This is a genomic window from Pseudanabaena sp. PCC 9330, from assembly GCF_055795045.1.
Genome location: NZ_JAYFES010000120.1, coordinates 116,635 through 129,159 on the forward strand (window position 1 = coordinate 116,635; position 12,525 = coordinate 129,159).

The following is a 12,525-nucleotide window of genomic DNA, read 5'->3' on the forward strand; positions in this document are numbered from 1 at the left end:
TGGCCTCCGGCTACACTAATAGCAAGAAGCACTCCACCTTACCCAGCCCCACCCACTGACAAACCTTGAGAAAGCATAGACAATGACCGAAATCATTTTTCTTGTAGAAGAAGATCCTGAAGGCGGCTATAGTGCTCAGGCTTTAGGTGAGTCTATATTTACCCAGGCCGAAGATCTCATAGAACTGCGGGCAATGGTAAGAGATGCCGTGCAGTGCCACTTTGACGAAGGCGTTCGGCCTAAACTAATTCGCTTGCACATTGTCAAAGAAGAAGTCATTGCCTCATGAGACTGCCCCGAGACTTGACCGGGCAGCAACTTGCCAAGGCCCTGGCAAAGCTCGGTTACCGTATCGATCGCCAAACCGGTAGTCATCTGCGCCTGACTACTGAGGAAAACGGAGTGCACCACATCACGGTACCCAACCATAGCCCGATCAAAATTGGTACGCTCAACGCCATCCTGAGAGATGTTGCAGAACACTTTGATACCAGCCGCGAAGAGGTGATTGATCAGCTTTTTTCAAAGTGAAATTCCTCATAAAAAAGAGATCCCAGGGTTCTTCAAGAACCCTGGGATCTAGCTACAGAAGGAGTGTTCTACCGCTCCGTTAATTTGGTCAGAAGCGTATTAGACCGCTCCACAAAGGTCTTCATGCCATCGGCATCAAAGCCCTTTTGAGCCATCAGCGCCGTGTCGTAGATCTGGTTACAGATCATCGTCGCCATATCGCCAGCGGGTGAGCTGCCGCCGTCGGCCCCAATGATCGTGCTCTGACTCAGACCCAACAGGTTTTGAATCAGCGGGTGGGCCGTGTTCACCATCAGCACGTGGTCATCGGGGAACGTCATCTCCTGCTGCTGAATCATTGCCATGGTTTCCTGCATGCGGCGGGCTTCTTCGGGCAGCAGCACCATGGCCGGGGGCGCGCCCTCGCCCTTGAGCGCCTGGGGTTTGACGTTGACGCGGGGGCGGGCGATCGCCTGCTCAAACATCTCCTTGATCTGGTCGTCGCGGGTTTTGTTGGTGGCGGGGTCGACGATTTCGCTCTGCTGCTCTTTGTCCAGCAGGGTGTCGTCGAGGTCGGCATCCACCCGCACAAACTTAACGTCCGAATACTCCCGCTCTAGGGTGGGAATGAAGTGGGTATCGATGAACGAATCCATGGACAGCACTTCGAGGCCCTGGCTCTTAAACAGCTCGATGTAGGTGGCCTGGGAGACTTCGTCAGTGGCGTAGAAAACACGGTTTTCGTGCTTGTCTTTGTTGCGCTCCAGGTACTCACTCAGGGTGGTGTAGAAATTGCCCTTGGCGTCGGTGGCGGGCTTGGCGGCGTCAGACACTTCCGACCAGGCGTCGCCTTCGTCGGTTTGCACTTCCACTTTGGGCGCTTCCGCTGCGCCCAGCTTAGCGGTGGTGCGGAAGATCAGGATGTCTTTGACCTGCTCTTTGAACTTATCGTCGTTGAGAGAGCCAAACTTGACGAAGTTGCCCAGATCTTGCCAGCTGGCGATGTACTTGGCAGGGTCGTCGCGATACAGCGCTTTGAGGCTGTCGCCGACTTTCTTGGCGATATAGTCGGCGATGCGGCGCACGGTGCGATCGCCCTGCAAAAAGCTCCGGCTGACGTTCAGCGGAATGTCGGTGCTGTCGATCACGCCGCGCAGGGGCAGCAGAAAGCGGGGCACCACCTCTTCGCAGTTGTCGGTGACGAAGACCTGGTTGCAGTAGAGCTTAATGCTGCTCTTAGTGATGTCGATGTCGGGCTTGAGCTTGGGGAAGTAGAGAATGCCGTTGACCACAAAGGGGTAGTCGGTATTCAGGTGAATCCACAGCAGCGGGTCTTCCTGGAAGGGATACAGGTAGCGGTAGAACTCTAGATAGTCTTCGTCGGTGAGGCTGCTGGGCGACTGCTTCCAGGGGGCTTCGTGCTTGTTGATCACCTCGCCGTCGATCTTGATCGGCACCGGCATGAAGTCGCAGTAGGTTTTGATCAACTGCCGAATGCGGGCCGGTTCCAGGTATTCTTCTTCGCCCTCCATCAGGGTGAGGGTGATGGTGGTGCCGACGGTGCTGCGCTCCGAGGCGCTCAGCTCAAACTGGGTCGAGCCGTCGCAGCTCCAGTGCACCGCTTCGGCCCCCTCTTTATAGGAGAGGGTGTCGATCTCAACGATGCTGGCCACCATGAACGATGAGTAAAAGCCCAAACCAAAGTGGCCGATGATCGGGTCGGCGGCAGCGCTGTCTTTGTACTTAGTGATAAATTCTTCGGCGCTAGAGAAGGCCACCTGGTTGATGTACTGCTTCACCTCGTCAGCGGTCATGCCGATGCCGGTGTCGGCAATGCTGAGGGTTTTCTTGTCTTTGTCGAACTTGATTTCGATTTCGGGGTTACTGGTATCGCCGGAGTATTCGCCCGATCGCGCCACCATGGAGAGCTTTTTGATAGCGTCAACGGCGTTGGAGACCAGCTCGCGCAGAAAGATCTCGTGCTCAGAGTAGAGCGCTTTTTTAATGATTGGAAAAATATTCTCGGTATGGATCGAGATATTGCCCTGTTCCAGAATCGTCGTCATGGCGGTGCAGTGGTGATTCAGCTAGTGATTTTATGCAATTCTCAACGCAGAAGGCGAAATCCACAAGCGGCGATTTCTGTACCGACAGGTTCGGTTGACCCTACTGCCTGGGTAGGCAAGTGATCAAGTTTGGACTGCTACCCACTGCTTAGCAGTCGCGTCACATTAGGGTGAGGCACTGCCGATTGCCCTGCTGCCATGCCGCAGTGGCACAACTGACCTTAACACCTCAGGGAAGGTGTTAAGTGTAATTCTAGATGCCCCCGCACTGCCAAATTTGGCTATTTAAATTGTTAAAATAATGAAGTCGAATAGGCGTAATGAAGATTATTTTTTACAGTTTAAACATCTGTTTTAGGCCGGGTTTAGTCGCGTTAGACATTCGCTATTCTTAGGGCTTATGGCCTAGATAATTGGGAGGCCATAAGAACTTTGTCGAGATAATTTTTATGACATTTGAATGATTGCCTGAGTGCAGGAACGGGCCGAACAGGTTGAGAAATGTAATGGTATATGCTTTTAAGGCTCAAGCAATATTCACTTGAAGATGTTTATCGGTGTAGGCAGGTTAAGTTCTTTTGTTGATGGGGGTTTTACCCACGCCTGGGAACCCTAGGTCTATAAGATGGCTACGTTCGACTGGCCAAAGGGTAAGCATTGCCTAAAATTTGTGCATTAAGAGTGCAGAATGTAGATGATTAGGCGAAGACTGGTAGAGCCCCTACCCATAATCGGTTTGAACAATTAGGGATGATGAACAACACTTTAGATGGTCGATCGCCCCAGTCTCGATCACTCGTTAACCGCCAGAGTCTCCTGGGATTAATTGTCCTACTGATGTTGGGCGTTTTGGGTAACTATTTTCGCTGGTCATTCTTTTTTCACATTGACTTTCTCTTTGGCACGATCGCCGTGTGGATTGTGCTTAGCTTTTATGGGGTACGGTGGGGTGCAGCGGCGGCGATCGTGTCTGCTAGTGTTACTTACTTTCTCTGGAACCATGCCTACGCCATTGTGATCTTTGCTGCCGAGTTTTTGTTTGTGGCGGGCTTTTATGCTCGTCATCATCGACGCAACCTGGTGTTGATTAATGCCCTTTACTGGGTGCTGATCGGCATGCCGCTAGGGTGGCTGTTTTACCAGCAGATGCTGGGGGTAGACCCCAATCAAACCCAGATCATCATGCTTAAGCAGGGGGTCAACGGCATCTTTAATGCGTTGGTGGCCAGCCTGCTGATCGCCTATACGCCCATCTACCGCTGGTTGGGGCGGCCCCAGGCCGCCAGTGCACTGTCGCTACAGCAGACGTTGTTTAACCTGCTGGTGGCAGCGGCCTTTTTCCCCACGCTGATTTTGATGGCCCAGGCCAGCCATGGGGTAGTGGCCGATATCGTTACCGAGGAGCAAGTTCACCTCAACCTATTTTCTCAGCCCCTGGCTACCCGTCTGGAGATCTGGTATGCCCGCCATGGGCGAGCCATAGAAACTCTGGCGACGATTGCAGCGAATACAGGCTCTCCGCTGTCTATCCAAAACCAGACTCAGCTGCAGGCCCAGATCGCCACTATTCAAGCGCTGACTCCTGATTTTCAGCATTTGGCAGTGACCAACGGTGCCAACGAGATCGTCGCCCAGGCCGCCAGTGGCCATGGAGCCGATCATCCTTTTCAACTGCCCTTAGCCAATGCTGCTGACAGTTTCAATCCTTCGGTATCGCGCGATCGCTTAGGGGATGCTACCCAGGCAGGCAGCAGCATTCTGCTGAGCCAGCCCATTCTCAGCCAGGGTCAAATGCTGGGCCGAGTATGGGGTGAAATCGATCTGGTTCCGTTACAGAGGCTGCTCACTGACACTGCCACAGCACTCAACTTTCGGGTGACTCTAATTGACCAAAACCACCAGGTGGTGATCAGTACTGATCCAGAGCGAGCCGTGAACACAGCCTTTGACCTGCGCCAAACCGGTCAGATGGTGCCTTTGGGCGAAACCTCTTACCACTGGCTGCCGAGCACCGGTAGCCCTGTGTACGCCGTGCGCTGGCGCAATTCACGCTTTGTGCAAGAGTTGCCCCTGTCTGCTATCCCAGAGTGGCGGCTGGTGGTTGAGGCGGCGGCCCAGCCCCAGGTCCATAAGGTGCAGCAAGAGCACACCCGAGATTTGCTGATTTTGATGGTGGTAACCGGGCTGGCGCTGGCGATCGCCGCCTGGCTTAGCCGCCGGTTTGTCAGGCCGCTGGTAGATCTGGGGGTGATGACCACCAACCTGCCCACCCAGGTGCAAGAGCAGCAGGTTATCCAATGGCCCAGTAGCCCGGTGCTGGAGCTGCGATCGCTGGTGCAAAACTTTCAGCAGATGGCCACCATCCTGACCCAAAAGTTTCAAGAACTCCAGCAGGCCAAGCAAAAGGCTGAGGTGGCCAACCAGGCTAAGAGTGATTTTTTGGCCAACATGAGCCACGAGCTACGCACGCCCCTCAGCGCCATCTTGGGCTTTACCGAACTGCTGCGTCGCGACCCGACCCTGGTGCCCCATCAGTCCGAGCTCGATCTGATCAAAAGCAGCGGCGAGCACCTGCTAGAGCTGATTAACGATGTGCTCGACTTGGCCAAGATTGAGGCTGGGCGCATGACGCTCAACAAAACGGCCTTTAGCCTCTCCGACTTTTTGACTGGTCTAGAGGGACTGTTTGCGCCGCGAGCGATCGGTAAGGGGCTCAAGTTTACCGTGGAGCGAGGGGCCAGTCTGCCGCCGTTCATTCAGGCCGATGAGCGCAAGCTGCGCCAGGTGCTGATGAATCTGCTTAACAACGCGATTAAATTTACCGAGGTGGGGCATGTCACCCTGCGGGTGAGGCGGGGTGACCCTGCCGATCGGGGCCACTGGCTATGGTTTGAGGTGGTAGACTCTGGCCCCGGTATTGCCCCTGAGGAGCTAGGGCTGCTATTTCAGGCGTTTTTGCAAACCGAGGCGGGGCGGGCGAGCCATGAGGGCACTGGGCTGGGGCTGCGCATTAGCGATCAGTTTGTCAAGCTAATGGGTGGCACCATTGAGGTCAGCAGCCAGCTGGGGCAGGGGGCTACCTTTAGCGTGGTAGTGCCCGTGCAAGAGGCCACGGTTGAGCAGTTGGCTCCGCTCATCCAGGCCCGTCATGCCCTCGGGTTGGCTGCCGACCAGCCCGCCTATCGGCTGTTGGTGGTGGATGACCAGCCCAGCAATCGGCTGCTGCTGACACAGTTTTTGACCAGTCTAGGGTTTGAGGTGCGCGAAGCCTGCAATGGTCGAGAGGCGATCGCCCTGTGGCAGACCTGGCAGCCCCACCTGATCTGGATGGATATGCGCATGCCAGTGATGGATGGTTACGAGGCCACCCGCCAGATCAAGACCCAGATGCAGGGCCAGGCCACCGCCATCATTGCCCTCACCGCCAGCGTCTTTGACGAAGAAAAATCGCTGGTGCTCTCCGCCGGCTGCGACGACTTTATTCGCAAACCGTTTCAGCAATCCGTCATTGTAGACAAACTAGTGCAGCATCTGGGGGTAGAGTTTATCTATGCTGAGCCGCTGAGCCCGCCTGTAGCCCCTGTCGCGGTAGAGTTGCCAGCGGGTAGCCTAGATATGATGCCTCAGGCATGGCGCGATCGCCTACACAAGTCGGCCACCCAGGCCGACCAAACCACCCTCCTCCATCTGTTAGAGGCACTGCCGCCCGACCAAGCCGACCTTCGTCAAATTCTACAAAGCTGGGTAGTCAACTTCCAGTTTGACAAAGTTATTCTTCTCACCTGCCGCGACGATGAGTGAACGTCATGTCCCGCCACCGACGATCCTAGTGGTCGATGATATTCCCGACAATGTACATCTCTTGACGCGGGAGCTAGTAGGGCAAGGCTACGAAACCCGAGGTGTTTTGACTGGCATGATGGCCTTAACGGTCGCCCGATCTACCCCAATCGATCTGATTTTGCTCGACATCATGCTGCCCGACATGGATGGCTACACCATTTGCCAGACCCTCAAGGCAGATGCCGCCACCCGCGACATTCCCGTTATTTTTATTAGTGCCTTAGACGAGACCCTAGACAAGGTCAAAGCTTTTTCCAGTGGCGGAGTTGACTACATCACTAAGCCCTTTAAGCTGGTAGAAGTCATGGCTCGGGTAAACACCCAAATTAGCCTCCGCCAGGCTCAGCAGCAGCTGCAAAAGTTTAACCAAGATCTTGAACAGCAGGTGCTAGAGCGCACCAATGCCCTAGACGCCACCAATAAATCACTTCAGGCCGAGATGCAAGTGCGCCAGCGGGTCGAGCAAGACCTGCGCAACAGTGAAATTCGCTATCGCCTGATCACCGAAAATATGGGTGATTTGGTCTGCTTTCACAATACCCAGGGGCAGCTTTTGTACGTCAGCCCCTCGGCCCAGGCGATGTTGGGTTATTCCCCCGACGATCTGATTGGCAAACAGCTAGAAGACTTCTGCCACCCCGACGATATTCAGGGTGTTCAGCTATGCTTTCAAGCACCTGTTAAAACAACAGAGTCAATCACTAGCTGCTATCGGTTTAAGTGCCAGGACGATCACTACATCTGGGTCGAAACCGTAGCCAGACCCGTCATCAACGAGGCGAACGAGATCACTGGCATGGTGACTAGCTCCCGAGATGTGAGCCGTCGGGTTGAAATTGAGAGCAAGCTCCGCCATGATGCCTTGCACGATCCCCTCACTGACCTGCCCAACCGGGAGTGGTTAAGCAAGCGTCTAGAGCTGGAGCTGCTACAGTGCAACCGCTACGGCACCCACCAATTTGGCATGCTGATGATCGACCTAGATCGATTTAAAGCAGTTAATGACAGCCTGGGCCATTTAGTCGGCGACAAACTGCTGCAAGCGGTCGCCAATTTGTTAAATACCTGCATCCGCGATATTGATATGGTGTCGCGCTGGGGTGGCGATGAATTTGTCATTTTTCTCGATCGCATTCACGACATTAAAGAAATTATTCAGGTGGCCGATCGCATCAGAGCTGTCCTAGAAACCCCCATCACCATCGATGGCAAAATTATCTTTACCGCTGCCAGCATTGGCATTTTGATGGGCGATAGCCACTACACCACCAGCGACGAGGTGTTTAGAGATGTCGATATCGCCCTCTACCGCGCTAAAGATGCCGGACGCAACCGCTACGAAATTTTTGGCCTAGAGATGTACCAAGAGGCGATCGCCCTGCTCAACCTCGAAAACGACTTGCGCCGGGCCATTCAACAGCAGGAGTTTATCGTCTACTACCAGCCGATAGTCTCTTTGGCCGGCAAGTTGCTGCTGGGGTTTGAGGCCCTAGCCCGCTGGCAGCACCCCATGCAGGGGCTGATCATGCCCGGACACTTCATCGATCTTGCCGAAGATACTGGGCTCATCAAACCCATTGGCAGCCAAATTTTCAGGCAGGTCTGCATGGCCATTCGCCAGTGGATTGACGCCCACCACCTGGAGGCCAACCATCTGGCCAACCCATTTCAGGTGAGTGTAAATGTGTCAGGTCGGCAGTTTCGCGACCCAGAGTTTATCGCCACGGTCGATCAAGTGCTAGCTGCAACCGGCGTGCAGGGGCACTATCTCAAATTTGAGATCACCGAGCGGATCTTGTTAGAGCAGTCTGAGAGTATCGCCCATACCCTAGCCGAGATTAGACGCCGAGGTATACAGCTCAGCATTGATGACTTTGGCACCGGCTACTCTTCCCTGCGGTATCTCAGCCAATTTTCAGTGCAGACCCTCAAAATCGATCGCTCCTTTGTCAACCAGATGGGTCAAAACCAGAGGGGTATCGTGCAGGCCATCATTGACCTCGCCCACAATCTTGAGATGAACTGTATTGCCGAAGGGGTTGAAACCGACTGGCAGCTCAATCAGCTGCTTCAGCTGGGTTGTGAGGCCGCCCAGGGCTACATATTTGCCCAGCCCCTGCCGCTGGAGGCCGCTACCCAGTATTTGCAGACCCACGTGGTTAAACCAGCAGGCTAAAGTCAACCCGTTCATAGATATCCATCATCGGCAGGCGAGCATTGGTGATGGTGAGCTCTACCACCCGATCGAGGCCAGACTGGGTCGTGAGCCCCCAACGATCGGCCTCAGTTCGGTAAAACTGCTCTACCCGCGCCTCGGTCTGGTGCACAAACACATACTCTTGCAGGTAGGGAATACCTCGACAACGGCGAAACATGCCGCTGTGTTGGCCTTTGGCCAGCCTTTGACTATCGGGCAGCGTATCGACCTGGGGGGGGTGGCCGGAAGTCGGCTCTGAGAGAATTTCAAAGATTATGCAGGGGTTGATGACCTTATCTTCTCGGCCATCGTAGAGCAGCGGCGCACCAGCCACCACGATCAGGTCGGGGTAGATACCTCGATGCTCGTCGGGTAGCCACACCTGCACTCCCTTGGGCAGCACTTCGTAGAGGCTGTAGCCGCAGGTCACATCCATCAGACGCATCAGATTGCGCAAAATGCGGCTTTGGTTTACCGAGCTATCACTCATATGCCTCGTCGGCCTCGCCCCCCACCACTACATTGCGAATGCGCAGACTGGGGCCACCGCAGCCTACGGGCAGACCGTTTTGACCGCCCTTGCCGCAGCCCCCCGACTCATCCCAGTAGAAATCGTCGCCGATCGCCTCGATGTCGGCCAGGGTGCGAAACACATTGCCCGACAGGGTGACATCGCGCACCGGCTCCGCCAGCCTGCCGTTGCGAATCATCCAGGCTTCACCAGCGGTAAAGGTAAACATTTCACCGTTGGTCATGCCCTCTAGCCAGTTGCGGGCGTAGACGCCTTCTTTGATATCGGCAAACAGGTCGCCAACCGGGGTGGTGCCGCGTTCAATCCAGGTGTTGGTCATGCGTACCAGGGGTGAGTAGTGGTAGTTGAGGCAGCGGGCATTGCCGGTGGGCTGCTCGCCCAGTTTGCCTGCCGTCTCGCGGGAGTGCAGTCGCCCGACTAAGACCCCATTCTCAATCAGCTGAGTGGTGGTGGCGGGGGTGCCTTCGTCATCATAGAAGTAGCTGCCCCGGTGGCCCTGGGGGGCGGCACCATCGAAAATTTGCAGACTCTCGGGGCCAAACCGCCGCCCCATGCTCATCGACTCCAGCAGGTCGGGGTTTTCGTAGGCCATGTCGGCCTCTGACAGGTGGCCAAAGGCCTCGTGCACAAACAACCCGGTGAGAATGGGGTCGATCACCACGTCGTAGGTGCCGCCGCGCACCGGGGGCAGATCGAGGGCATCAACGGCCCGCTGGGTCGCCCCCAGCACGTGGCTGTCGAGGTTTTCTAGGTCTTCGTAGGCCTGGCGAGAGCCGGTGGTCTCGCGGCCAGTCTGTACCGTGTCGCCGTTACGGGCGGTGGCGGCAAAGCGCATTTCCATATCTGACCAGGCCTGGTCGATCAGGGTGCCTTCGGAGGTGGCCAGCAACACCCGCTGGGCCACGTCGGCGTAGCGCACAGAGGTGGTGGCAATACGGCGATCGCCCCCCTGCAACAGATCGGCGTAGTGGCTACAGAGTGCCTTTTTGCGCGCCAAAGGAATCGATCGCGGATCACTGCCGGTGAAGGGTAGACGGCGAGTCACCTGGATCACATCGATGGGGGCTAGCACGGTTTCATCGTCACCCACCAGGCGAGCTGCCTGCACCGCCGCTTCGACACAGGGAGCCAGGCTCTCTAGATCGTTAAAGCTGGCAAAGCCCCAGCCGCCTCGGTAGCAGGCCCGCACATGGCCACCGATGGCGATCGCCTCACTCAGGGTCTCGACTTTACCCCCCCGCAACAAAATATCGGTGCCCTCCGACTGCTCTAGGCGAATCGCCAGATAGTCAACCCTTGGCCCCCAGCGATCGCACAGCTCTTGCAGCCGGGTCTTTGCCTGCTCGATCGCCTCTGTCATGCTCGCGCCCCCTGCGGTTTCCCCAAATGTATCATTCAGAAGCCCCTGACCCCAGGTTAAAATCAAGGCTAAAACACAAATATGACTACAGATTTTGACTACACCCTTCCCCCCGCCGTGCGGCGAATTTCAGGCTCCTTTCGGGTAGTGGGCTGGGTCAGCTTTTGGGTGCAAATAGTGCTAGCAGCTATTTCGAGCCTGGTGCTGCTGTTTGCCAGCATTAATCTAACCGCGCGATCGGGGGCCGGGGGGGGCAACCCTGGCACTGGCGTGGGGCTATTGTTTGCTGGCCTGGGGTTGATAGCCGTTTACTTTAGCGCCTTTTGGGCCTTTCGCTATACCCGCATTGGGCGACGGCTGCGCGGCCGCGATAGCGCCAAACGGCCTAGCCCCAAAGATGCCCTCCAGGCCCTGCGTCTGGGCATTGCCGTTAGCATGGCGGGTATGCTGATTACTCTGTTTGGTAGCCAGGCCCTAATTGGCACACTGCTCGGCAAGGCTCTCGCTCAGCCCCAGGGGGGAACCGTCTTTGTGCCCGGCAACATCAATCAGTATGTCGAAGCGTTTGATATTTTTGTGGTGCAGGCCAACACCAATACTCTGCTGGCCCACTTTGTCTCGCTATCGGCGACTCTATGGTTGTTAAGAACGGTGAATCGAGCGTAGGGGAGGGGCACGATGCAAGCTGTACGGTGTAGACCCACCCCTGCCCCTCCGAGGCGGGGATTTTGAGTTTAGGCCATCACCATGCCGCCATCGACGTTAAACACCTGGCCGGTAATGTAGGCTGCGGCTGGGTCGGCGGCGAGAAACCTAACCATACCGGCAATGTCTTCGGGCTGGCCAAATCGCCCCAGGGGAATGTACTTGAGAATATCGTCGGTGTTGGGCAGATCGCCAGTCATGTCGGTGGCGATGAAGCCGGGGGCAACGGCGTTGGCGGTCACCCCCCGGCTGGCTAGCTCTTTGGCCACGGTTTTGGTAAAGCCAATCACCCCGGCTTTGGCGGCGCTGTAGTTGGCCTGGCCGGGGTTGCCCATCTGCCCTGCCACCGAGGCAATGTTAATAATACGGCCCGATCGCTGCTTGAGCATGAGCTTGGCCACAGCGCGGGTGCAGAGAAATACACCGGTCAGGTTGAGGTCGATCACCGCCTGCCAGTCTTCGGGCTTCATGCGCAGCAGCAGGGTGTCGCGGGTAATGCCAGCATTGTTGACCAAAATATCGACCCGGCCCAGTTGCTCTACGGTGCCGTTGATCAACGCATCGACTTGGTCAGCCTGAGAAACATCGGCTTGGAGTGCGATCGCATGGCCGCCCTCGGCCACAATTTGGGCCACCACTTCCTCAGCGGCGGTGCTCGACTGGGCATAGTTGACCACCACCTGGGCACCGGCAGCCGCCAGGGCGATCGCGATCGCCCGACCAATGCCTCGCGAGGCCCCTGTAACTACCGCTACCTGGCCATCTAGGGGTAGGGTTGATGCGCTCATAGGGTGACCTCGCTCGGCAGAATTTGCCCAATTTTTGTAGCACAAAATGGGGGCAGGTGGGGATGGCGGCATGTGTGGGGCAGACCAATATGTCTGCCCTAGGTAAATTGTCGATAGCATAGATGGAGCCTGTGCGCCCCTGGGGGGCGATCGCTGGGAGAAGCAAATCATGCCGTGGCCGTTTCCTGAAATGGATCCGTATTTAGAGTCACTGGAGCTTTATGACCAGCTGCTGGTGGCGACCGCCGATGCTAGGGCCACAGCTGCGCCCCCACCATCGGGTTGCGATTGAGAAGCGGGTTTACCAAGATGCGATCGCCGATCTGCAAATTGGTAAACCCGATGGCTCGGTGCTATTGGCCAACCCTAGGGCTAACCTGGAGATGTCAACCGAGGGGCCGACCCTAGCCAGCCCAGTGATGGTGCGGCTGCCAGTGCCGGAGGAGGTGCGAGAGGTGTAATGGGATAGCGAATGGTACAGATATAGAGATGGTGTGGACTTCCCACCCTACGGCTAAGGCGCT

General features: G+C 56.3%; 10 protein-coding genes. 6 read left to right on the top strand and 4 right to left on the bottom strand.

Annotation, left to right across the window (positions count from 1 at the left end):
• Nucleotides 1-82: 82 nt before the first annotated feature.
• A complete protein-coding gene (locus AC0QKW_RS25410) occupies nt 83-289 on the top strand; it encodes a 2-oxoisovalerate dehydrogenase (RefSeq protein ID WP_473153913.1) in 207 nt (68 codons plus the stop codon).
• Nucleotides 286-531, top strand: coding sequence for a type II toxin-antitoxin system HicA family toxin (locus AC0QKW_RS25415; protein WP_473153914.1), 246 nt, complete (start codon nt 286-288; stop codon nt 529-531). The genes AC0QKW_RS25410 and AC0QKW_RS25415 overlap by 4 nt, the downstream gene beginning before the upstream one ends.
• 68 nt (nt 532-599) lie before the next feature.
• On the opposite strand, the gene htpG is transcribed toward AC0QKW_RS25415, so the two are convergent.
• Entirely contained in the window at nt 600-2,576 is a 1,977-nt protein-coding gene (htpG, locus tag AC0QKW_RS25420; protein ID WP_473153915.1) for a molecular chaperone HtpG, read from the bottom strand.
• Between the two features lie 750 nt (nt 2,577-3,326).
• On the opposite strand from htpG, the gene AC0QKW_RS25425 reads away from it, so the two are divergent.
• Entirely contained in the window at nt 3,327-6,377 is a 3,051-nt protein-coding gene (locus tag AC0QKW_RS25425) for an ATP-binding protein (RefSeq protein WP_473153916.1), read from the top strand.
• The gene (locus tag AC0QKW_RS25430) at nt 6,370-8,595 is read left to right on the top strand and encodes a two-component system response regulator (RefSeq protein ID WP_473153917.1); all 2,226 of its coding nucleotides are present in this window, start codon (nt 6,370-6,372) and stop codon (nt 8,593-8,595) included. The genes AC0QKW_RS25425 and AC0QKW_RS25430 overlap by 8 nt, the downstream gene beginning before the upstream one ends.
• Here the strand turns inward: AC0QKW_RS25430 and AC0QKW_RS25435 are convergent.
• Both AC0QKW_RS25435 and AC0QKW_RS25440 read right to left on the bottom strand, forming a co-directional pair.
• On the bottom strand, nt 8,579-9,106 hold the full coding sequence (locus AC0QKW_RS25435; RefSeq protein WP_473153918.1) for a Uma2 family endonuclease: 528 nt from the start codon (nt 9,104-9,106) through the stop codon (nt 8,579-8,581). The two genes, AC0QKW_RS25430 and AC0QKW_RS25435, sit on opposite strands and share 17 nt — an antisense overlap.
• Nucleotides 9,099-10,508 (bottom strand): TldD/PmbA family protein, encoded by a 1,410-nt coding sequence (locus AC0QKW_RS25440; protein WP_473153919.1) that lies wholly within the window; start codon nt 10,506-10,508, stop codon nt 9,099-9,101. The genes AC0QKW_RS25435 and AC0QKW_RS25440 overlap by 8 nt, the downstream gene beginning before the upstream one ends.
• Before the next feature lie 81 nt (nt 10,509-10,589).
• On the opposite strand from AC0QKW_RS25440, the gene AC0QKW_RS25445 reads away from it, so the two are divergent.
• Nucleotides 10,590-11,174: a DUF3611 family protein gene (locus AC0QKW_RS25445; RefSeq protein ID WP_473153920.1), complete on the top strand. Its 585-nt coding sequence runs from the start codon at nt 10,590-10,592 to the stop codon at nt 11,172-11,174.
• 68 nt (nt 11,175-11,242) lie between these two features.
• On the opposite strand, the gene fabG is transcribed toward AC0QKW_RS25445, so the two are convergent.
• A complete protein-coding gene (gene fabG, locus AC0QKW_RS25450) occupies nt 11,243-12,001 on the bottom strand; it encodes a 3-oxoacyl-[acyl-carrier-protein] reductase (RefSeq protein WP_473153921.1) in 759 nt (252 codons plus the stop codon).
• A 221-nt stretch (nt 12,002-12,222) separates the two neighbouring features.
• Here fabG and AC0QKW_RS25455 point away from each other — a divergent pair, with 221 nt between their 5' ends.
• Nucleotides 12,223-12,462: a hypothetical protein gene (locus AC0QKW_RS25455; protein ID WP_473153922.1), complete on the top strand. Its 240-nt coding sequence runs from the start codon at nt 12,223-12,225 to the stop codon at nt 12,460-12,462.
• The last annotated feature ends 63 nt before the right edge of the window (nt 12,463-12,525 follow it).

Coding starts and splice junctions, on each gene's coding strand:
- AC0QKW_RS25440 (WP_473153919.1), bottom strand. CDS start 10,508: ATGACAGAGGCGATCGAGCAGGCAAAGACCCGGCTGCAAGAGCTGTGC.
- fabG (WP_473153921.1), bottom strand. CDS start 12,001: ATGAGCGCATCAACCCTACCCCTAGATGGCCAGGTAGCGGTAGTTACA.
- AC0QKW_RS25455 (WP_473153922.1), top strand. CDS start 12,223: ATGACCAGCTGCTGGTGGCGACCGCCGATGCTAGGGCCACAGCTGCGC.
- AC0QKW_RS25415 (WP_473153914.1), top strand. CDS start 286: ATGAGACTGCCCCGAGACTTGACCGGGCAGCAACTTGCCAAGGCCCTG.
- AC0QKW_RS25410 (WP_473153913.1), top strand. CDS start 83: ATGACCGAAATCATTTTTCTTGTAGAAGAAGATCCTGAAGGCGGCTAT.
- AC0QKW_RS25425 (WP_473153916.1), top strand. CDS start 3,327: ATGATGAACAACACTTTAGATGGTCGATCGCCCCAGTCTCGATCACTC.
- AC0QKW_RS25445 (WP_473153920.1), top strand. CDS start 10,590: ATGACTACAGATTTTGACTACACCCTTCCCCCCGCCGTGCGGCGAATT.
- AC0QKW_RS25435 (WP_473153918.1), bottom strand. CDS start 9,106: ATGAGTGATAGCTCGGTAAACCAAAGCCGCATTTTGCGCAATCTGATG.
- AC0QKW_RS25430 (WP_473153917.1), top strand. CDS start 6,370: ATGAGTGAACGTCATGTCCCGCCACCGACGATCCTAGTGGTCGATGAT.
- htpG (WP_473153915.1), bottom strand. CDS start 2,576: ATGACGACGATTCTGGAACAGGGCAATATCTCGATCCATACCGAGAAT.